This window comes from Chromobacterium phragmitis (assembly GCF_003325475.1).
In the GTDB taxonomy this organism is placed as follows: Bacteria; Pseudomonadota; Gammaproteobacteria; order Burkholderiales; family Chromobacteriaceae; genus Chromobacterium; species Chromobacterium phragmitis.
This window is the reverse complement of sequence record NZ_CP029495.1, coordinates 2,113,082-2,133,381: the sequence shown is the minus strand read 5'-3', so window position 1 is coordinate 2,133,381 and position 20,300 is coordinate 2,113,082. Positions and strand designations below refer to the sequence as shown.

Annotated in this window: 22 protein-coding genes and 5 tRNA genes; 10 read left to right on the top strand and 17 right to left on the bottom strand. The window is 65.8% G+C overall.

The genetic code is table 11. From position 1 onward, the window contains the following. The 8 genes from DK842_RS10090 to cutA form a co-directional block, all read right to left on the bottom strand. Positions 1–966 (bottom strand): FecR family protein, encoded by a 966-nt coding sequence (locus tag DK842_RS10090; protein WP_114061354.1) that lies wholly within the window; start codon positions 964–966, stop codon positions 1–3. Further along, entirely contained in the window at positions 963–1,460 is a 498-nt protein-coding gene (locus DK842_RS10085; protein WP_114061353.1) for a sigma-70 family RNA polymerase sigma factor, read from the bottom strand. Before DK842_RS10085 ends, DK842_RS10090 begins: the two co-directional genes overlap by 4 nt. 128 nt (positions 1,461–1,588) lie before the next feature. Further along, positions 1,589–1,664 (bottom strand) — tRNA-Lys (locus tag DK842_RS10080). A gap of 40 nt (positions 1,665–1,704) precedes the next feature. After that, a tRNA-Lys gene (locus DK842_RS10075) sits at positions 1,705–1,780 on the bottom strand. Positions 1,781–1,815: 35 nt separating this feature from the next. Further along, a tRNA-Lys gene (locus DK842_RS10070) sits at positions 1,816–1,891 on the bottom strand. Positions 1,892–1,918: 27 nt separating this feature from the next. Then, a tRNA-Lys gene (locus tag DK842_RS10065) sits at positions 1,919–1,994 on the bottom strand. Positions 1,995–2,031: 37 nt separating this feature from the next. Beyond that, positions 2,032–2,107: transfer RNA gene (locus DK842_RS10060), tRNA-Lys, on the bottom strand. A 133-nt stretch (positions 2,108–2,240) separates the two neighbouring features. Further along, positions 2,241–2,555 (bottom strand): divalent-cation tolerance protein CutA, encoded by a 315-nt coding sequence (cutA, locus tag DK842_RS10055; protein ID WP_232538646.1) that lies wholly within the window; start codon positions 2,553–2,555, stop codon positions 2,241–2,243. A 31-nt stretch (positions 2,556–2,586) separates the two neighbouring features. On the opposite strand from cutA, the gene DK842_RS10050 reads away from it, so the two are divergent. Beyond that, a complete protein-coding gene (locus tag DK842_RS10050) occupies positions 2,587–3,027 on the top strand; it encodes an FxsA family protein (RefSeq protein WP_114061352.1) in 441 nt (146 codons plus the stop codon). On the opposite strand, the gene DK842_RS10045 is transcribed toward DK842_RS10050, so the two are convergent. Then, entirely contained in the window at positions 3,021–3,317 is a 297-nt protein-coding gene (locus DK842_RS10045) for a DUF167 domain-containing protein (protein WP_114061351.1), read from the bottom strand. The genes DK842_RS10050 and DK842_RS10045 overlap by 7 nt on opposite strands. A 76-nt stretch (positions 3,318–3,393) precedes the next feature. Here DK842_RS10045 and DK842_RS10040 point away from each other — a divergent pair, with 76 nt between their 5' ends. The 5 genes from DK842_RS10040 to DK842_RS10020 all read left to right on the top strand — a co-directional run bounded on the left by DK842_RS10040 (position 3,394) and on the right by DK842_RS10020 (position 6,132). Beyond that, positions 3,394–3,861, top strand: coding sequence for a Dps family protein (locus DK842_RS10040; RefSeq protein ID WP_114061350.1), 468 nt, complete (start codon positions 3,394–3,396; stop codon positions 3,859–3,861). 86 nt (positions 3,862–3,947) lie between these two features. After that, positions 3,948–4,781, top strand: coding sequence for an energy transducer TonB (locus tag DK842_RS10035; protein WP_114061349.1), 834 nt, complete (start codon positions 3,948–3,950; stop codon positions 4,779–4,781). A gap of 13 nt (positions 4,782–4,794) precedes the next feature. Beyond that, positions 4,795–5,172 (top strand): VacJ, encoded by a 378-nt coding sequence (locus DK842_RS10030; RefSeq protein WP_114061348.1) that lies wholly within the window; start codon positions 4,795–4,797, stop codon positions 5,170–5,172. Between the two features lie 34 nt (positions 5,173–5,206). After that, positions 5,207–5,620: an acyl-CoA thioesterase gene (locus tag DK842_RS10025; RefSeq protein ID WP_114061347.1), complete on the top strand. Its 414-nt coding sequence runs from the start codon at positions 5,207–5,209 to the stop codon at positions 5,618–5,620. Between the two features lie 26 nt (positions 5,621–5,646). Next, positions 5,647–6,132: a TlpA family protein disulfide reductase gene (locus DK842_RS10020; protein WP_114061346.1), complete on the top strand. Its 486-nt coding sequence runs from the start codon at positions 5,647–5,649 to the stop codon at positions 6,130–6,132. A 351-nt stretch (positions 6,133–6,483) separates the two neighbouring features. Here the strand turns inward: DK842_RS10020 and DK842_RS10015 are convergent, their stop codons facing one another. From DK842_RS10015 to def, 8 genes are all read right to left on the bottom strand, one after another. After that, entirely contained in the window at positions 6,484–7,248 is a 765-nt protein-coding gene (locus DK842_RS10015) for a HesA/MoeB/ThiF family protein (protein ID WP_114061345.1), read from the bottom strand. Positions 7,249–7,396: 148 nt separating this feature from the next. Continuing rightward, positions 7,397–8,665, bottom strand: coding sequence for a sigma-54-dependent transcriptional regulator (locus tag DK842_RS10010; protein ID WP_114061344.1), 1,269 nt, complete (start codon positions 8,663–8,665; stop codon positions 7,397–7,399). After that, positions 8,665–10,776 carry a sensor histidine kinase gene (locus DK842_RS10005; protein ID WP_114061343.1) on the bottom strand — a complete coding sequence of 704 codons (2,112 nt, stop codon included), beginning with the start codon at positions 10,774–10,776 and terminating at the stop codon, positions 8,665–8,667. The genes DK842_RS10010 and DK842_RS10005 overlap by 1 nt, the downstream gene beginning before the upstream one ends. Continuing rightward, on the bottom strand, positions 10,776–11,348 hold the full coding sequence (locus tag DK842_RS10000; protein ID WP_232538645.1) for a DUF4390 domain-containing protein: 573 nt from the start codon (positions 11,346–11,348) through the stop codon (positions 10,776–10,778). Before DK842_RS10000 ends, DK842_RS10005 begins: the two co-directional genes overlap by 1 nt. Then, positions 11,335–12,585: a 16S rRNA (cytosine(967)-C(5))-methyltransferase RsmB gene (rsmB, locus tag DK842_RS09995; protein WP_114061342.1), complete on the bottom strand. Its 1,251-nt coding sequence runs from the start codon at positions 12,583–12,585 to the stop codon at positions 11,335–11,337. The genes DK842_RS10000 and rsmB overlap by 14 nt, the downstream gene beginning before the upstream one ends. Before the next feature lie 67 nt (positions 12,586–12,652). Continuing rightward, positions 12,653–13,507 (bottom strand): zinc metalloprotease HtpX, encoded by an 855-nt coding sequence (gene htpX / locus DK842_RS09990; protein ID WP_114061341.1) that lies wholly within the window; start codon positions 13,505–13,507, stop codon positions 12,653–12,655. Positions 13,508–13,549: 42 nt separating this feature from the next. Next, positions 13,550–14,473 carry a methionyl-tRNA formyltransferase gene (fmt, locus tag DK842_RS09985; protein WP_114061340.1) on the bottom strand — a complete coding sequence of 308 codons (924 nt, stop codon included), beginning with the start codon at positions 14,471–14,473 and terminating at the stop codon, positions 13,550–13,552. Between the two features lie 69 nt (positions 14,474–14,542). Next, positions 14,543–15,046 carry a peptide deformylase gene (def, locus tag DK842_RS09980; protein WP_114061339.1) on the bottom strand — a complete coding sequence of 168 codons (504 nt, stop codon included), beginning with the start codon at positions 15,044–15,046 and terminating at the stop codon, positions 14,543–14,545. Positions 15,047–15,171: 125 nt separating this feature from the next. On the opposite strand from def, the gene DK842_RS09975 reads away from it, so the two are divergent. From DK842_RS09975 to topA, 4 genes are all read left to right on the top strand, one after another. After that, positions 15,172–16,209, top strand: coding sequence for a LysM peptidoglycan-binding domain-containing protein (locus DK842_RS09975; protein ID WP_114061338.1), 1,038 nt, complete (start codon positions 15,172–15,174; stop codon positions 16,207–16,209). After that, entirely contained in the window at positions 16,206–17,285 is a 1,080-nt protein-coding gene (dprA, locus tag DK842_RS09970; RefSeq protein ID WP_114061337.1) for a DNA-processing protein DprA, read from the top strand. Before DK842_RS09975 ends, dprA begins: the two co-directional genes overlap by 4 nt. A 29-nt stretch (positions 17,286–17,314) precedes the next feature. After that, positions 17,315–17,773: a DUF494 family protein gene (locus DK842_RS09965; protein ID WP_114061336.1), complete on the top strand. Its 459-nt coding sequence runs from the start codon at positions 17,315–17,317 to the stop codon at positions 17,771–17,773. A gap of 156 nt (positions 17,774–17,929) precedes the next feature. Beyond that, positions 17,930–20,239: a type I DNA topoisomerase gene (gene topA, locus DK842_RS09960; protein ID WP_114061335.1), complete on the top strand. Its 2,310-nt coding sequence runs from the start codon at positions 17,930–17,932 to the stop codon at positions 20,237–20,239. The last annotated feature ends 61 nt before the right edge of the window (positions 20,240–20,300 follow it).

Genomic DNA, 20,300 nt, shown 5'->3' with positions numbered 1-20,300 from the left:
TCAGCCGCCCGGCGCGCGCGCCTCGATCACCATCGTCTCGCCAACCCGCCGCAACGCCACCGGCAATACGCCAGGCAAAGCGCGGGCAAAGGCGGCGGCGTCATGGCTGGCGAAACTGCCGCTCAGCCGCAGCCGCCCCAGCGCCGGCCGCGCCAGCCTCAGCCCGGTGGGGCCATAGCGCTCGAACTCTGCCAACACCTCGGCCAGCGGCCGGTTGGAAAACGCCAGTCGCCCGGTGCGCCACTCCCCCACCGAAGCCGGCGCCACCGGACTGTCCGGCCGCAATTCGCCATCGCGCCAAACCGCACGCTGGCCGTCGGTCAGCAGCCATTTCCGTCCCTCTCCGCCCTGCTCCGCCACCTCCACCCTGCCGTGCGCCACCGCCACTTCCACCCGGCCGCTCAGGTTTCGCACCGCGAAGCGGGTGCCCAACACCCTCACCCGCAGCGGGCCGGCCTCCACAATGAACGGCCGCTCCGGATCGCGCGCGATGCTGAACATCGCCTGGCCGCGATCCAGCCTCGCCTCGCGGCGGTCGGCGTAGTAGGCGAGCATCGCCTTGCCATCCGCGTCCAGCCAGACGCGGCTGCCATCCGCCAGCCCTCGCTCCAGCAGCTGGCCGCGGGCGCTCGCCAGCGCGTCGCGCCATTGCGGCTGCGTCGCCCGCCATTGCCAAGCCAGCGAACAGGCGAGCAGCACGCCGGCGCACGCCGCCAACAATCCCCGCCGGCCTCGGGAAGCGCCGCGGGCGGCGAGCCGCTCTCTGCGCTGCGGCCCCATTTCCGCCAGCAAGGCGTCCACCCTCGCATGCGCGGCGTAGGCGCGGCGATGTTCGCCGGAGGCGTCCAGCCAGGCCGCCAGCGCCGCTCTGCCCGCTTCGTCCAGCCCCTCGCGCCGCCTCAGCCGCCAGCGCGCGGCCTCCGCGTCGGCCGACTCCTGGTTCGCCGCCTCTCCATCCCGCCTCATCGCTCTCCCTCCCGCTCCAGCGCGCGCTTACACGCCAGCATGCCGTTGATGATGTGCTTTTCCACCATATTGCGGGAGATGCCCATTTCGGCGGCGATCTCGGCCTGGCTCAATCCATCCAGCTTGAACAGCACGAAGGCTTGTCGGCAGCGCGGCGGCAACGCGGCGATGGCCTGTTCCAGCAGCGCCAGTTGCTGGCGCGCCGCCAGCCTCCGCTCCGGCTCGCAATGCGCCGGCGCGGCCAGATTGGCGTCGATCTCGTCGAGCGGCGGCCGCGCCTGCTCGCGCCTATGGCCATCTATCAGCAGGTTGCGCGCGGCCGCGTACAGCAGCGCCCGCGGCGAGCGCACCGACGCGCCGCCGTTCGCCCGCCGCGGCGATTGCAGATTCAGCACTTTCAGATAGACGTCCTGCGCGACGTCTTCGGCGCGGTGTCGCGAGCCGGTGGCCCGGGTGAGAAAATTGAGCAATTCGCGATAATAGCTGTCCAACACCTGCGTCGCCCGTTGAGAAAAGGGCGCAGCATACCGCAAGCCAACAAATAATAACAATTATCGTTATCATCAATATCCGAACCGGAAACGCGAAAAGCCCGGACGCAGTCCGGGCTTATCTGGAATTCTGGTGGGTCGTGCGGGATTCGAACCTGCGACCAACGGATTAAAAGTCCGCTGCTCTACCAGCTGAGCTAACGACCCATTCGGTAGATTTTCATGTCGGGAGGAGGTGCAGGGATGGTGGTGGGTCGTGAGTGGCTCGAACACTCGACCTACGGATTAAGAGTCCGCTGCTCTACCAACTGAGCTAACGACCCATCCGGTCTGCACTGAAGACAGAAATGAACTTGATTGGTGGGTCGTGCGGGATTCGAACCTGCGACCAACGGATTAAAAGTCCGCTGCTCTACCAGCTGAGCTAACGACCCGCACAACGTACGGCGGCATGTCTAGGATGGTGGGTCGTGAGTGGCTCGAACACTCGACCTACGGATTAAGAGTCCGCTGCTCTACCAACTGAGCTAACGACCCGTCCGGGACACGCTACTACACTTTACCAAGTTTTCTCTGGTGGGTCGTGCGGGATTCGAACCTGCGACCAACGGATTAAAAGTCCGCTGCTCTACCAGCTGAGCTAACGACCCATCGAGAGCTCGCAACTATAATGAAACGTTTCAGACCCGTCAAGCCGTACCGCTAATTTTTTTTATGCGGACAACCGGCCGGCATGGGAACGAACAGCGGGCGAAGCCAGTCCCACCATACTGTGCCTCAGGCTCATCCCCCACTTGAAATCACGCTGTCCGATACCCATGTCAAGTAAGAGGGCAATCCCCGCGCCACCGGCAGCGCGACGATCTCCGGCACATCGTACGGATGCAGCGCCGCCAGCCGCGCCTCCAGTTGCGGATACGCGTCAGCGCGGGTCTTGATCAGCAGCGGAATCTCTTCCGCCCGCTCCACCTCGCCCTGCCAGCGGTACACTGAGCGGCAGGGGGCCAGAATATTGACGCAGGCGGCAAGTTGCTCCGCCACCAGCGTCGTCGCGATGCGCTCGGCGGCTTCCGCGTCCGGCGCGTTGCAGACAATCAATAAACAATCGTTAGATGGAATCGAATTCAAGATGCGCGCACTCCCGTTGCTGTTGTTGATTTACCCGTTCGCCGAAATCGCCGCCCTGGTGGCGCTGGCCGACCGCATCGGCGGCCTGGCGGTGTTCCTCTTGGTGGTGCTGTCCTCGATGCTGGGCCTGTGGATGCTGCGCAACCAGAAGCTGGGCGCGCTGCTGACGCTGGGCAGCGTGATGCGCCAAGGCGACAAGGTGTCGCTGTATTCGCTGCTATGGCCGCTGCGCTACGCGCTGGCCGGCCTGCTTTTCCTGCTGCCCGGCCTGCTCAGCGATATTGCCGCCATCCTGCTGCTGCTGCCGCTGAAGGGCCCGGACATCCAGCTGCGCACGCCGGGCGGCGCGCCCGGCGCCGGCCCCGCCGGCGGCAGCGACGTCATCGAGGGCGAATACAGCCGCGTCGACGAGACCACGCCTCCCGGACGCCGCATTCAGTGAACGCCCAAACGGTCCAGCGCGGCCGCGGCGTCCAGGCCGCAGTCTATCCGCACCACCTTGTGCCGGCTCTTGTCGCCGGACAGCAGCGCCACGTCGCGCTTGGCCACGCCGAAGCGCTCGGCCAGCCAGGCCAGCAGCGCGGCGTTGGCCTTGCCGTCCACCGGCGGAGCAGCCAGTCGTATCTTCAGGCAATCGCCGTGCTCGCCGGCCGCCTCGGTCTTCTTGGCGCCGGGCTGCACGTGCAAGGTCAGCCGGACGTGGCCGTCCTGGCAAGACAACCAAGGTTTCATCCCATTTCCCGCTCAAAACGGGAAGTGTAGTCCAAAACGCGGCCTGGAAGCAGCGCCGCCAAAAAGGAGCATCGTTATGGATATCGGCATCAATGAACAAGACCGCCAGGAAATCGCCCACGGCCTATCCCGCCTGCTGGCGGACAGCTATACCCTGTACCTGAAGACGCACAACTTCCACTGGAACGTCACCGGGCCGATGTTCAACACTCTGCACCTGATGTTCGAAACCCAGTACAACGAGCTGTCGCTGGCGGTGGACGCCATCGCCGAGCGCATCCGCGCGCTGGGCCACTACGCGCCGGGCAGCTACGCCGACTACGCCAAACTGACCGCCATTCCGGAGGCCGCCGGCGCGCCGCCCAAGGCCGAGGACATGATCCGCCAACTGGTGGACGGCCATGAAACCGTCTGCCGCACCGCCCGCAGCGTCTTCGCCGTAGTGGAGCGCGCCTCCGACGAGCCCAGCGCCGACCTGCTGACCCAGCGCCTGCAGGTGCACGAGAAAACCGCCTGGATGCTGCGCAGCCTGCTGGAAAAATAAGCGCCCCGGCCAAACGCCGAACGCCGCCTCCGCGCGGCGTTTTTGCTTGCCCGCGTGCTACACTCTGGCAATCTCCGGAAACCGCGATGGCCGATCACCTTCACCGCTCCCGCCCATCCGCGTCCAGCGGCCCGCTGCTGTGGCTGGCGCTGGCCGCGTCGCTGCTGGCCCACCTGCTGCTGTTCAGCCTGGGCGGCGGCCGGAGCGCGCCCGAGCCGCAGAGCCCGCCGGCGGCCGGCCAAATCAGCATACGCCTGATCCGCCATCCGGCGCCCGTTCCGCCGCCTACCGCGCGCGCGGCGGAAGCCGACCACGCCGGCTCCGGCAACAGTCCGGAGCCCGCCCAGCTGCTCAGCCGCAGCGAAGCGCCTCGTCCGCGACCGGCCGAGGAAGCGCCCATGCCGCCTGCTCCCGCCAACCCCATCGTCCGCCCGTCGCCCGCGCCGGCGAAAGTGCCGTCCGCGCCGCCCAGCGGCCAGATCAGCACCGGTTCGCTGCTGGCTCAGGTCGGCGCCTTGTCGCGCGGCGGAGACAACGCCGCCGCCGACAGCGACCGCGAGAGCGGCCAGCCAGGCGACCAGTTGGGCGAGGCGGCCCGCGGTTACCCATGGGCGCGCTACCAGGCTGACTGGCGGCTGAAAGTGGAGCGCATCGGCAACCTGAATTACCCGGAAGACGCGCGGCGCCAAGGGCTGCACGGCGCGGTGACGCTGGAAGTGACCATCGCCGCCGACGGCGCGCTGCTGAAACAGCGGGTCAGCCGCTCGTCCGGCAGCGCGGTGCTGGACCAGGCCGCCCAGCGCATCGTCGAGCTTTCCTCCCCGTTTCCGCCGTTCCCGCCGGCGCTGGCGCGCAGCCCTTCGCTGCGCATCAGCCAGAAGTTCGTGTTCACCCGGGACAACCTCTTATCCAGCCATTGATCAAGGAAACACCATGTTCGAAGTCAACCGCAGCATCGCCCTGCTGCGCCCGCAAGCCCCGTTTCTCGACTGGCTGAAAAGCCTGCCCGGCGGCATCGACCCGCAGCTGACGCTGGAGGCGCTGGCCGCCGACTGCAACGCGCTGCTGATCCCGCCGGCAGAGGAGGCCGACGCCGCCCGCCGCTACGTCCAGCAAAGCTACCGCCAGCTGTTCGAGGCCGAGCTGGCCGACTGGTGCGAGGACGACAGCCTGTGGCCGCAGAACATCAGCCCCAACCTGTTCCAGCAATGGTTCAAGGTGGAAATCCACTCGGTGCTGACTGACCTGGTTCCGGAGCCGCTGGAGCGCGAAGCGTTCACGCCTCTGGACCTGGACGGCCTCGCCGATTAAATACCACGCCAACACACTAAAGAGGGGAAAACACATGGCGCACGAAACCCGCATCAAGGTCCGCGGCTATCATCTGGACTTGTTCGGCCACGTCAACAACGCCCGCTACCTGGAATTCCTGGAAGAAGCGCGCTGGAACTGCTTCGAGGACAGCGGCGCGCTGCCGCAATTCCTGCAAAGCGGCCTGGGGCTGGCCGTGGTCAACATCAACATCGACTACGCCCGCCCGGCCACCATGGGCGAGACGCTGGTCATCGAAACCGGCGTCAAATCGATAGGCAACCGCAGCGCGGTGATCCACCAGCGCGTGCTGCTGGACGGCAGCGACACCCTGGTCTCCCAGGCCGACGTCACCTTCGTGGTGTTCGACACCCGCGCGAACAAGGCCGTGGTGCTGGAAGGCCCGCTGAAAGAAGCGATGGAACTGATACAGGCCAAGTCTGCCTAAGCCGGAATGACGATCGGGAAAATGAAATGAAGAAAGGTGTGTTGATCCTGGCGGCGCTGCTGGTGGCGGCCGGCGTCGCGTACTCGCTGCTGTTCGCCGGCAATCCGGCGCCCGAGGTCAAACTGACCTCGCTGACCGGCCAGACCGCCAGCACCTCGTCGCTGAAGGGCAAGGTGGTGCTGGTCAACTTCTGGGCCACCAGTTGCCCCGGCTGCGTGGAGGAAATGCCGGAGATCAAGAAGCTGCACCAGGACTACGCCGGCAAGGGCCTCAACGTGGTGGCGGTGGCGATGAGCTACGACCCGCCCAACTACGTGCAAAGCTTTGTCGCCAAGTACCAGTTGCCCTTCTTCGTCGCGGTGGATACCCAGGGCGACGCAGCCAAGGCCTTCGGCGACATCCAGCTGGCGCCCACCACCTTCCTGATCGACAAGCAGGGCAACATCATCAAGCGCTACGTCGGGGTGATGAACTTCCCCGAAGTGCGCAAGCTGATCGAGCAGCATCTGTAATCCACGTAGGGCGGAAGCCCCCTACGGGGGCGTTCCGCCTGCCTCACTGCCTATCTTTATCTGGGAACAATACGCTCATAAAAGCCCTGCCATCCAGTTGGCTCAGGGAATGAGGCAATAAAAGCTAAACGCTCATCTTCTAGTAGAGACGAGTACCACTCCCTGAACGCATACCAATACACTTCACCCCCACCCATTCTCCATCCAATGGATCCCAAAGGTATTTTGGGATACCTGATCCATGGGGGCTCCATATCCAGCGCTCCTGTTTAAATTTTCTTGCAACCCTATGGTCGCCATCGCCAGCCATCTATGCATCAGGCGGAACGCCCGGCAAGCCGGGCTTCCGCCCTACAATTCCCCGCACACCGCGCAAGCAGGATCGCGCGGCACGCGGATCTGCTTGAAGCTCCCGTTCAGCGCGTCGTACAGGGTCAGCTTGCCCAGCGCCGGCGGAACGCCGGCCAGCAGCTTGACCGCCTCCACCGCCTGCAAACTGCCGATCACGCCCACCAGCGGCGACAGCACGCCAAACGTCGCGCACGGGCCGTCGCCGGCCTCTCCCTCGTCCGGGAACAGGCAGTGGTAGCACGGCGACGCCGCATCTCGGCTGTCGAACACCGCCAGCTGGCCTGAGAAGCGCACCGCCGCGCCGGACACCAGCGGCACCCTGGCGGCCACGCAGGCGCGGTTGACCGCGTGGCGGGTGGCGAAATTGTCCGAGCAATCCAGCACCAGGTCGTGCGCGGCGACTTCTTCGATCAATCGCTCGCCTGACAGGCGCTCGGCCAGCGGCCTGACCTCGATCGAAGGGTTCATCGCGGCCATCCTCCGCGCCGCAGACTCGGCCTTGCCCTGGCCCAGGCTGGCGGTGTCGTGGGCGATCTGGCGCTGCAGATTGGACAGCTCCACGGCGTCGTCGTCGACGATGGCGATCCGGCCGACGCCGGCGCCAGCCAGGTACAGCGCCGCCGGCGAACCCAGGCCGCCGGCGCCGACGATCAGCGCGCGCGCCGCCAGCAGCCGGCGCTGGCCGGCGATGTCGATCTCGGGAAGCAGGATATGGCGGCTGTAACGCAGCAACGCCTCATCGTCCAGATCGCGTTCGAATTCCATGTGATGCTCCCAAATGCGAAACGCCAGCCGGGAAGGCTGGCGTCGATAAGCGATTGCGTCCGTACAAAACACCCGGAACTAGGCGCGCCTCTTAGCTTGGGCTGAGCGAAGCCCAACATTGCCGCAACGCGATATCAGGCGTTTTGCCTTACTCCTCCGCCACCTTGCGGGCGAACTTGATGCCCAGCTGCTTCAGCTTGCGGTACAAGTGAGTGCGCTCCAGGCCCACTTTCTGCGCCACCCGGCTCATATTGCCGTTCTCCAGCGAGATGTGGTACTCGAAATAACGGCGCTCCAGCTGTTCGCGCAATTCCCGCAGCGGGATGTTGAAGTCGAAGCCCGACTCCTCCACCGGCTTCTCGTGGCGGAACTGGGCCAGCACCTTGTTGACCTCGGCGGCGTCGATCTCGTCGGACTCGGCGGTCAGCGCCAGGCTCTTGATGATGCTGCGCAGCTGCTCCAGATTGCCCGGCCAGTCGTACTGGCGCATGGCGTTCAGCGCGGCGGTGGTCAGCTTGCGCGCCGGCACCTGCTTGGACTCCACCAGCTCCACCAGGATCTGCTCGGCGATGAAGGTGATGTCTTCGGAATGCTCGCGCAGCGGCGGAATCGGCACAATCACGCTGGACAGCGCGGTCAGCAGGCGGTTGTCGCACTCCGGGTCCACCAGCAGCTCCTGCAGCGGACGGCTGCAGGAACAGATCAGGCGCACGTTGAAGCGATCGAGCTTGGACAGCAGGAACAGCAGGCCCTGCTGCACGCGGCGGCTGTACTGGCCGATCTCCGGCAGATAGAGCACGCCGTTGTTGGCCTTCTGCAAGAGCTCCAGCGGCGCGTCGGCCAGCTGCTCCAGCTTGGCCGGCGTCACCCACGGCGTGTTGCCCTGATGGAAAAAGCGCGCCACCAGCTCAAAGCCCGAACCGGACTCGCCGGTCAACAGCACCGGCGACTTGACCTTGGCCACGCGCTCCAGCTGGCGCTTCAATTCCTGTATCGGCTCGCTGCGGCCCAGCTTGTCCAGATTCAGCGAGGTATTGGCCTGCATGTCGCCGTACTTCAGCGCGCGCTGCACCGTGGTCAGCAGCTTCTGCAGCGCGATCGGCTTTTCGAGGAAATCGAAGGCACCGATGCGAGTGGCTTCCACCGCGGTGTCTATGCTGGCGTGGCCTGACATCATCACCACCGGCATGTTGAGCAGGCCGGACTTGGCCCATTCCTTCAGCAGGGTGACGCCGTCGCAATCGGGCATCCAGATGTCCAGCAACACCAGCGCGGGGCGGGTCTGGTTGCGCAATTGGCGGGCTACCTCGGCGTTTTCCGCCAGGGCCACGGTATAACCTTCGTCCTGCAGGATCTCGGAGAGCAACTCTCGGATGCCGATCTCGTCGTCCACAATCAAAATATCGCTGCTACGCATTAGGCCTCCAGCAATGGCAGGGAAAGAAGGACCCGCGCGCCATTCCGCCCGGCGCTCCCCAAAATGACCTGTCCATGGTGTTCTTCCATAATCTTCTTGACCACGGCCAGTCCAAGACCGGTTCCCTTGGCTTTACTGGTCACGTATGGCTCGAACGCGCGCCTGAGGATGTCCGGATTGAAGCCCGAGCCATTGTCCTCCACGCTGACGAGCGCGTTTCCTTCTTCTTGTCGGCTGCTAATTTGAATCATCGGGATGCCAACGTCAAGGACCGCATCCTGAGCGTTCTGCATCAGATTGTGCAGCACCTGCCTGAGCAGGGCGGCGTCTCCCATGATCATCAGCGGAACATCGTCCAGCGCAATCTTAACAGCAGGATTGGATTCGTAAAGGGCCATCACCTCCCGGATCACCTGATTGAGATCAAGTTTGACCAGCTTGATGCGCGGCGCGCGGGCGTAATCGCGGAACGCCTCCACCATGCCCTTGAGCGCGCCCACCTGCTTGATGATGGTGTCGGTGGAGCGCTTGAGCATGTCGGCGTCGGCGCCTTCCAGCTTGTCCGCCAGCTTCATCGCCAGCCTTTCGGCAGACAGCTGGATCGGCGTCAGCGGATTGCGGATCTCGTGCGCCAGCCGCTTGGCCACCTCGCCCCAAGCCGCGTCGCGCTGGGCGCGCGCCAGTTCGGTGATGTCGTTGAACACCAGCACGTAGCCGTCGCTGGAATGCTCCGGCAGCCGCGCGCCGCGCACCAAAAGCGCGCGCTCGCCCTGGGCGGTTTCGTAGCCTAGCTGGGTCTGCCAGTCGCTCTCCACGTCGCCGTCGGCGTGCTGCATCACCGTGTCCACCAACGTGGACACCGCCGGAATCACCGCGCCCCACTCCGGGAAGCGGTGGTCGGCCAGATCGCTGAAATCGACGCCCAGAATGCGCGAAGCGCTGGTATTGGCGGCGCGGATCTGCCAATCGCCGCTGAAAGCGATGACGCCGGCCGACAAATTGGCCAGTATGCTTTCCAGATAAAGTTTGCCGCCTTCGAGCTCGCCGCGGTTCTTTTCCGCCAGTTGCCTGGCCTCGTCCAATTGCTGCGTCATACGGTTGAACAGCGTGGTCAGCATGCCCAGCTCGTCGCGGCGATAGACGGGATGGCGCTTGGAAAAGTCGCCTTGCGCCACCGCCCGGGTCCCCGCGGCAAGCTCGGACAAGGGCGCCGACAGCCGTTCGGACAAGAACAGCGCGAAGGCCAGCGCCGCAGTCAGCGCCAGCAGCACCGCCAACGCCAGCGTCAGCATGTAAAAGGTGCGCAGCCCCTGCCGCGCCAACAACAGCTGGCGGTATTCGGAGCGCGCGCTTTCGATCTGCTCGGCGTCGCGGCTGATGTCGGCCGGCGCCGCCTGCAGCAACTGCAACACTCGGGTCTGCTCTCCCGGCGCGCGGTAGGCCAGCAGCACTTTCAGCGCCAGGCCGCTGTTGTTATCGTTTTCTATGCTCTGCTGCGGCGTGCGCAGCTTGACCGCCCGCAGCGCCTCGTGGCTCGGCGCCTGCGGCAAACGGCGCGCGTCGCCGCCGGCGAAGGCCAGCAGTTGGCCGTTGGCGCGGTTGAAGACGGCGATTTCCTTCAGTCCCAGCTGCTCGCGCAGCCGCTCCAGCCGCACTGGCAACACCCCGTCCGGCAAGGCTTCCACCTCCTCCTGCACCATGCGCCCCTTGCGGCCGACATCGTCCAGCACGTAATTGAGCGCGCTGCGCCCCAGCACCAGCCCGCGGTCCAGCGCCGCCTCGACGCGCACGTCGAACCAGCTTTCGATGCTGCGGGTGAGGAATTGCGCCGACACGGTGAACACCAGCAAACCCGGCACCAGCGCGACGCCGGCGAACATCAGCGCCAGCTTTTGCGTCAGCTTGGCCCCGAACACGCGGTTCTTCACCCGCTGCCGCAGCCGCCACAGCTGGCGGCCCACCACGCTGAGCAGGGCCAGCAGCAGCAGGCTGTTCAGGCCGAACACCCACCAGTAGTAATCATTGAGCTTGGAAGCGTTGCCGGTGGCCACCGCCAACAGGTAAAGCAGGATGGCGCCCAGCGTCGCCATCGCGATGGTGGCGTAGCGCATCAGCCGGCGTCCTTGACATCCAGCTTGATCCAGCCGGAGTCCAGCGACCAGTCATCGGAGCCCAGCGCGTTCATCTGGAACGGCTTGGGCAGATCGCCGATATCGAGCAGCAGCCGCACCTGGCCCGCCACCTGGCCCGGTTTTTTCGGGTCCAGCGTGCCGGCATTGAGCACGCGCCAGCCCTGGATCGCGCCGATGGCGGCCAAGGCTTCGCGCAACGTGGGGTAATAGTTCGACAGGCTACCGATGCTGACGCGGTAGCGGCCGGTCAGCGGCTGGTAGGACAATTTGAACGCGACCTGGGCGTGAGGATCGAACCACTCGCGCAGGGAAAGGTAATAGGAAGTGGTGCGGGGCTTGGTCAGCTGGAATTCCAGCCGAAATCCCAGCGACACCCCCTGCTCCAGCGCCTCGCTGAGGCTGGGAGTGAGTTTGGTGAGGAAACGGGTGCTGACGGACAAGGTGCCGTCAGCCATGACCTCCGCCTCGGCGCGGCGGGACGCGATGGTGTCCGCCAGCGCCGGCGGCAGCAGGCCGCATAGCAACGCCAGCAGCAGGCTAATGTTTCTCAAGCAGCGCGTAATAGAAGCCGTCATTTCGCTCACAAGGCAGCAATTGCTCGTCCTTCAGGCACACCGCGTCCGGGTGGCGCTTCAGGAAGCCTTCCAATTGCTGGCGGTTTTCTTCGGGAAAAATCGAGCAGGTAGCGTATAGCATTTTCCCCCCGCTGGCGAGCAAGGGCCACAGCGCGTCGGCCATCGCCGCCTGCTGCTCGCCCAGCGCCGCGAAATCGCCCGGACGGCGCAGCCATTTGATGTCGGGATGGCGGCGCACCACGCCGGAGGCCGAGCACGGCACGTCGGCCAGGATGCGATCGTAAGGACGGCCGCCCCACCATTCATCCGGCCGCGAGGCGTCGGCCTCGATCAGTTGGGCGGACAGTCCCAGCCTTCGCAGGTTGTCATTGACGCGCACCAGCCGCGTCTCGTCGATGTCCAGCGCCGTCAGCTCCACGTCGGCCAGCTCCAGCATATGGCCGGTCTTGCCGCCCGGCGCGGCGCAGGCGTCCAGCACCCGCATGCCGGGCTTGAGATCCAGCCAGTGCGCGGCGCGCTGCGCGCCTTCGTCCTGCACCGAGGCCAGGCCGTCGGCGAAACCCGGCAGGTCGCGCACCGCTACCGGGCGCGACAGCTGCACCGCGTCGTCGCCCAGCGCGCTGGCCTCCAGGCCGGCGGCTTCCAGCTTGGCCAGATAGTTTTCCACCGTGGAGCGGCGGCGGTTGATCCGCAGCGTCAGCGGCGGATGCACATTGCTGGCGGCGAGGATGTCCCGCCATTGCTCGGGATAGGCCTCTTTCAGCCGCGCCACCCACCAATCGGGATGATTGGCCTGCGCCACCTCGTCTGCGGCCGCATTCGCCAACAGCTCGTCGTGGCGGCGCTGGAAGTTGCGCAGCACGCCGTTGACCAGCGCCTTGAACTTGCCGCGCGCCATCATGCCGGCCAGCGTCACCGCCTCGTGCACCACCGCGTACTGGGCGGCGCGGGTGTATTGCAGCTGGTACAGCGCGATCAACAGCAGGCGCTCGATCTGCGGCTCCGGCACCGGGTGCGGCACCAATTGGCGCAGGCAATGGCGCAGCACGCCCAGATGGCGCAGGCTGCCGTAGCTGAGGTCCTGCAGCGCGCCGCGTTCGGCCGGCGTCAGCTTGCCGGCCTGGCGGTGGGCGTCGGCCAGCGCTTCGGTGAGAGTGGTGCCGGCCTCGATGCGGGCCAGAATCTCGGCGGCCAGTTGCTGGATTTGATGCATGGTGTGTCTTTCGATGAAACAAGGCCAGTCCGAGGGACTGGCCGCGGGTCGTGTCAAAGGCTTGGCGCTAATGGCCGCCGCGCGCCAGCGCGTGCAGCCGTTCGATGCGGTCGGCGGTATGAGGATGGGTGCGGAACCAATCTCCCACTCCGCCGCCGGACAGCGGATTGATGATCATCATCTGCGCGGTTTCCGGATGCGCCTCGGCCGCGGGCATGGCGATGCCCTGGGCATAATATTCGATTTTTTGCAGCGCCGCCGCCAACGCCAGCGGATCGCCGGAAATTTCGGCGCCGCCGCGGTCGGCTTCGAACTCGCGGGCCCGTGAAATGGCCATCTGGATCAGGCTAGCCGCCACCGGGGCGAGGAAGGCCACCGCCAGCCGCGGCAGCAGGCCCACCGGCTGGCCGTTCTCGTCGCGGCCGCCGAAGAACATGGCGAAGTTGGCCAACGCGGAGATCGCGCCGGCCATGGTGGCCGACAGCGTGGAGATCAGGGTGTCGCGATGCTTGACGTGGGCCAGCTCGTGGGCCATCACGCCGCGCAGTTCGCGGTAGTCGAGCAGGCGCATGATGCCGCTGGTGGCGGCCACCGCGGCGTTTTCCGGATTGCGGCCGGTGGCGAAGGCGTTCGGCTGCTCCTCGTGGATCACGTAGACGCGCGGCATCGGCAGGCCGGCGCGCTGCGCCAGTTCCGCCACCATGCCGTAGAATTCGGGCGCGCTGTTGGCGTCCACTTCCTGCGCGTTGTACATCGACAGCACCATGCGGTCGGAATTCCACCAGGCGAACAGATTCATGCCGCCGCCGAACAGCAGCGCCAGCAGCATGCCGCCCTTGCCGCCCAGCATGCCGCCGATCAGGACGAACAGCGCCATGATCGCGGCCATCAGCAGCGTGGTCTTCAGCCAGTTGTCGTTCATGCTCTCCTCTCTAAACTGCGGGTTGGCCAGCAACTTAGTGCGTCAAACGCCTAGCCGGGTTCCCCTCGGCAGACTCTTGCCGGCGACAAAATCGCGAGCCGCCAGCCGCTTGCCGCCCGCGGCCTGCAGCACGGCCAGCCGCACCAGGCCCTGCCCGGCCCCCACCAGCACGCCGTCGGCGTCCGCGGACACTACTTCGCCCGGCTCGGCGGAACCGGCCTCCGCGCTGGCCAGCCACAGCTTCAGCGGCTCGCCGTGAAGCTGCGTGAAGGCGCCCGGCGCCGGATTGTAGGCGCGAATGGCGCGGGCCACGTCCTCCGCCGGCAGGCTCCAGTCCACTTCCGCCTCGGCCTTGGACAGCTTCTGGGCGTAGGTGACGCCCTCTTCCGGCTGCTTTTGCGGCGCGATGGCGTCCAGCCGCCCCAACGTCTCGACGATGGCGTCCGCGCCGCAGGCCGCCAGCTTGTCATGCAGCGTGGCCGCGGTTTCGTCGGAGGAGATGGCCACCGGGTGGATGCTCAGCATGTCGCCGGTATCCAGGCCCACGTCCATCTGCATGATGGTGATGCCGGTTTCCTTGTCTCCGGCCAGGATGGCGCGCTGGATGGGCGCCGCGCCGCGCCAGCGCGGCAGCAGGGAGGCGTGGATGTTCAGACAGCCGCGCGCCGGAATGTCCAGCACGTCTTGCGGCAGAATCAGGCCGTAGGCCGCCACCACCATCAGGTCGGCGCCGACGTCGCGCAACATTTGCTGCGCTTCCAGGTTGCCGCGCAGCTTTTCCGGCTGCGCCACGCGCAAGCCATGGGCCAGCGCCACCTCCTTGACCGGGCTAGGCTTCAACCTCATGCCGCGGCCGGCCGGACGGTCCGGCTGGGTCAGCACCAGCGGAATCTCGTGTCCGGCGGCGATCAGTTGCCGCAACGCGGCGGCGGCGAATTCCGGCGTGCCGGCAAAAATCAGTTTCATGTGCTTGTTTCCCGCTAACGACAACGGCGCCGTCCCGCAGCGCCGCTCTGCCCTGGCCTTTCGGCCCGCCTACATATTCTGTTTTTCGCGCTTCTTGAGCTTGGTCTTGATGCGCTGCTGCTTCATCTGCGACAAGCGTTCGACGAACACCACGCCGTTAAGATGGTCCAGCTCGTGCTGGATGCAGATCGCCAGCAGGCCATCGGCTTCCAGCTCGAACGGCTTGCCGTTCCGGTCCTGCGCCTTCACCTTGACGTGTTCGGCGCGGGTCACCTTGTCGTAGATGCCGGGCACTGACAGGCAGCCTTCTTCATAGACGGTCTCGCCGTCCTTCTCCATGATTTCGGGATTGATGAACACGCGGCGCTCGTCGCGCTCCTCCGAGATGTCCATCACCACCAGCCGGTAGTGGAAGTCCACCTGGGTGGCGGCCAGGCCTATGCCCTTGGCCTCGTACATGGTTTCGAACATGTCGTCGATCTGCTGCTGCAACGCGGCGTCGAAGACCTCCACCGGCTTGGCCACGGTGTGCAGTCTTTCGTCCGGGTAATGCAAAATGTTCAACAGCGCCATTCTATCCACTCACTCCAAGTTGTCGTATTGCCGCGCCCGCGTCGATAATAGAGCGGTCCGACGCAGCTTCGTTCCGTACCGGCGCCGCGCCTTGGCGCGCCGGCATCAATAATGGGATTCCTTGCATGCGTAAACGCATTATATCGCTTGCCCTGCTGCTGGGGCTTGCCTTTCCCGCCTTTTCCGGCGAATTGACGGTCAAGCCCGACGCGCCGTCCCGCTATACCGTGGCGCCGGGCGACACGCTATGGGGCATCGCCGGCCGCTATCTGCAAAGCCCGTGGCGCTGGCCGGAATTGTGGCGGATGAACCGCGACCAAGTCCGCAACCCGCACTGGATCTACCCGGGCAACGTGCTGGCGCTCGATTACGTCAACGGCCAGCCCAGGCTCAGCCTGGCCGATGGCGAGCAGCGCGAGGTCAAGCTGTCGCCGCGGTCCAGGCCCGAGGAGCAGGACCAGGCGATCGCCAGCATACCCGCCGAGGCGATAGAGCCCTTTCTCGCGCGGCCGCTGGTGGTCGACCCCGCCCAGTTCGTCACCGGCCCCAGACTGGTGGCCGGCCCCGACGAGCGGATCAGCATCACCCAGGGCGATCGGGTCTACGCCAGCGGCGTGACCGAGAAAGGCACCTGGCAAGCCTACCGGCTGGGCAAGCAACTGGTGGACCCCGACAGCAAGGAAGTGCTGGGGGTAGAAGCGGTATATGGTGGCGATCTGGCGGTAGACAAGCTGCGGCCCGACATCCAGACGCTCACCGTGCGCAAGGTGGCCGGAGAAGTGCTGGTGGGCGACCATCTGGTGCGCGCGCCCAAGACCGCGCTGGTCAACTACGCGCCGCGTCGGCCGGACGACAACCTGCGCGGCAAGATCATCGCCGTCTACCAGGGCATCAGCGGCGCCGCCCAATACTCCACCGTGGCGCTGAACTTGGGCACGCGCAACCAGATGGCGCCCGGCCTGGTGTTCGGCATCTACAAGAAAGGCAACGCCATCTCCATCGTCGACGCCGCCGGCAAAAAACGGGAGGCGCAGCTGCCCACCGAACAAGCTGGCGCGCTGTTCGTCTACCGCGTGTTCGACAAGGTCTCCTACGCGCTGGTGCTGGACAGCGACGGCGCGGTCTATGTCGGCGACAGCGTCGCCGCGCCGGAAGAGCCATGAGCGCGAATCTGCGGGCCTGGCTGACGCTGGCGTTGACTCCCGGCATCGGACCGGTGGGTTTTCTCAAGCTGATAGACGCGTTCGGCTCCGCCGAGCACGCGGCGGCGGCCCGCGCCGCCCAGACTGAAAAGCTGATAGGCCGCGAAGCCGCCGAGGCGCTGCAGGACGGCGCGGCCGCCGAGTCCGCCGACGCGGCGCTGGCCTGGGCCGAGGCAGACGGCTGCCACCTGCTCACCCTGCTGGACGACGACTACCCGCCGCAACTGGCCGAATCCGCGTCGCCGCCGCCGCTGCTGTTCGCGCGCGGCCGCCGCGAACTGCTGGCGCGGCCGATGCTGGCCGTGGTCGGCAGCCGGGCGGCCACGCCGCAGGGCAAGCGCAATGCGGAAGATTTCGCCTCCGCGCTGGCCGGCCACGGCTACGCCGTCGTCAGCGGGCTGGCCAGCGGCATCGACGCCGCCGCCCACCAGGGCGCGCTGCCGCACCCCGCGTCCACCATCGCGGTGATCGGCACCGGCATCGACCGCGTCTACCCGGCGTCCAACCGCCAGCTGGCGCACCGCATCGCGGCCGAAGGCCTGATCCTGTCCGAATTCCCGCTGGGCATGGGCCCGCTGCCCGGCCACTTCCCGCGCCGCAACCGCGTGATCGCCGGCCTGGCGCGCGGCTGCCTGGTGGTGGAGGCTGGCACCGCGTCCGGCTCGCTGATCACCGCCCGGCTGGCGATGGAGAACAACCGCGACGTGATGGCGATTCCCGGCAGCATCCACAGCGCCCAGGCCCGCGGCTGCCACCGGCTGATCAAAGACGGCGCGCGGCTGGTGGAAAGCGTGGACGACGTGCTGGACGAGATCGGCCGCCTGGCGGCCGCGCCGCCCGCTGCCGGCTCGCGGGAAGCCCCCGACGCGCCGCCGCTATTGCGCGGCATGGGCTGGGAACCGGTGCTCGCCGAGTCGCTGGCCGGGACGCTCGGGTTGACTCCCGGGGAGGTTTACGCGATGCTGCTCGAACTTGAGCTATCCGGCCAGGTGGCCAGCCTGCCGGGCGGCCGCTTCCAGCGGCTGGCACAACTCTGAACGCCCAGCGTTCTTCATGAAAAATACCGATGTTTGACGTACTCACCTATTTATTCGAGCAATACAGCGACCCGGCCGCCTTCGGCGACCGTTCCGCCCTGACCCGCCAGCTGAACGCCGTCGGCTTCGAAGACGACGACATCGGCGAGGCGCTGGACTGGCTGGACAGCGTCAGCGAGGCCAGCGTCGAACCTTACCTGGGCGCCGACGAAGGCAGCGGCCTGCGCGTCTACGCCGACAGCGAGCTGGAATATCTTCCCGCCGATGTGCGCGGCCTGATCCAGTTCCTAGAGGACAACGACGCGCTCAGCCCCGCCCAGCGCGAGATGGTGATCGACCGCCTGCTGGAGCTGGATGTCGAGGACCTGGACGTCGACACCGCCAAATTGCTGGTGCTGATGATGTTGTGGGCGCAACAGGCCGAACTGCCCATCTTGCTGGGCGAGGCGCTGCTGGAAGCGGTGCATGGCGAACCAACCATGCAATAGCTTGTCAGCCTCGATGCGGCGGGCTTAACATGCCGCCGATTGATCGAGCCCCAATTGAGTATTCAAGAGCGCCCTTGCGCTCTTGTTTTGTTTGACGGATATAACAAGATGTGTCGGCCGGGCGCGTCCGGCCTTGAATTTCGCTGAAAAGATAATATGCCCACCAGCCTCCTGATCGTTGAATCGCCGTCCAAGGCGAAAACGCTGAAAAAATACCTGGGCCCGGACTTCGAGGTCCTGGCCTCCTACGGCCACGTGCGCGACCTGGTGCCGAAAAACGGCGCCGTCGATCCGGAAAAAGACTTCGCGATGAAGTACCAACTGATCGCGCGCAACAGCAAGCACGTGGACGCCATCGTCAGCGCGGTGCGCGAGGCCGACCACGTCTACCTGGCGACTGACCCGGACCGCGAAGGCGAGGCCATTTCCTGGCACCTGGTGCAAATCCTCAACAGCAAGAAGCTGCTGAAGGACAAGACCGCCCAGCGCGTGGTGTTCCACGAAATCACCAAGAACGCGGTGCTGGACGCCATCCAGAACCCGCGCGACATCGCTCAGGACCTGGTGGACGCGCAGCAGGCGCGCCGCGCGCTGGACTATCTGGTGGGCTTCAACCTGTCGCCGCTGTTGTGGAAGAAGATTCGCCGCGGCCTGTCCGCCGGCCGCGTGCAAAGCCCGGCGCTGCGTCTGATCTGCGAGCGCGAGAACGAGATCAAGGCCTTCGTGCAGCAGGAATACTGGTCGGTACACCTGGACAGCCACAAGAGCCGCACCAAGTTCAGCGCCAAGCTGACGCAGCTGGCCGGCAAGAAGCTCGATCAGTTCGACATCCCCAACGAGGCCGAGCAAGCTTCGGTGCTGGCGCGCCTGCAAGGCCTGCCGGCCACCGTGGGCAGCATCGAAAAGAAAAAGAAATCGCGCAGCCCCGCCGCGCCGTTCACCACCTCCACCTTGCAGCAGGAAGCCGTGCGCAAGCTGGGCATGACCACCGACCGCGCGATGCGCACCGCGCAGCAGCTGTACGAGGGCATGGACATCGGCCAGGGCACCGTCGGCCTGATCACCTATATGCGTACCGACTCGGTGGCGCTGGCCAATGAGGCGGTGGAGGAAATCCGCGGCTACATCGGCCTGAAATGGGATGCCGACTTCCTGCCGAAAAACCCGGCGGTGTACAAGAGCAAGGCCAAGAACGCCCAGGAAGCGCACGAAGCCATCCGCCCGACCTCCATCCTGCGCACGCCGGAAATGGTCAAGCCCTTCCTGACCACCGACCAGTTCAAGCTGTACGACATGATCTGGAAGCGGACGCTGGCCTGCCAGATGGCGCCGGCCAAGTTCGACACCACCAGCGTGGACATCCTGGTGGGCGAAGGCGTGTTCCGCGCCAGCGGCCAGGTGCAGACTTTCGCCGGCTTCCTCGCCGTGTACGAAGAGGACGTGGATGACGCCGAGGACGAAGACAACGCCAAGCTGCCGCTGCTGACCGAAGGCGAAGACCTGCCGGTGGACAAGCTGTACGGCGACCAGCACTTCACCCAGCCGCCGCCGCGCTTCTCCGAAGCGTCCCTGGTGAAGGCGCTGGAAGAGTTCGGCATCGGCCGGCCCTCCACCTACGCCAGCATCATCTCGACGCTGAAGGACCGCGAATACGTGATCCTGGACAAGAAGCGCTTCCTGCCCACGGACACCGGCGACATCGTCAACAAATTCCTGACCGAGCACTTCGCGCAGTACGTCGACTACAACTTCACCGCCAAGCTGGAAAACCAGCTGGACGAGATCGCCAACGGCGGCCGCCAGTGGGTGCCGGTGATGGACAGCTTCTGGAAGGGCTTCAAGAAGCAGATCGACGAAAAAGAAAGCATTTCCCGCGCCGAAGTCACCACCGAAAGCCTGGACGAGGCCTGCCCGAAATGCGGCAAGCCGCTGTCGATCAAGTTCGGCAAGCGCGGACGCTTCATCGCCTGCACCGGCTACCCGGATTGCGATTACACGCGCAATATGGGCGAGACAGCGGAGCAGGCGGCGGAAGAAGCCGAAGCGCCGACCGTGATCGAGGGCCGCTCCTGCCCGGACTGCGGCGGCGAGCTGCACATCAAGAAGGGCCGCTACGGCAAGTTCATCGGCTGCGCCAACTACCCCAAGTGCAAGCACATCGAACCCTTGGAAAAGCCGCGCGAAACCGGCGTCACCTGCCCGGAATGCAAGACCGGCCAGCTGATCGAGCGCAAGAGCCGCTACGGCAAGCTGTTCTACAGCTGCAACACTTATCCCAAGTGCAAGTACGCGACCTGGAACCCGCCGATCGCCGAACCGTGCCCGAAGTGCAACTGGCCGATCCTGACGATCAAGACCACCAAGCGCCGCGGCACCGAGAAGGTGTGCCCGCAGAAGGAATGCGGCTACGCCGAGCAGATCGCGCCGCCGGAAGGCAAGGAAGCCGCCCCCGCCGAAGAGGCGTGAGCGCCTTGAAGAAACCGCCCTTCGGGGCGGTTTTTTTGCGCCCGCCGTTGCGTTTTTGGTC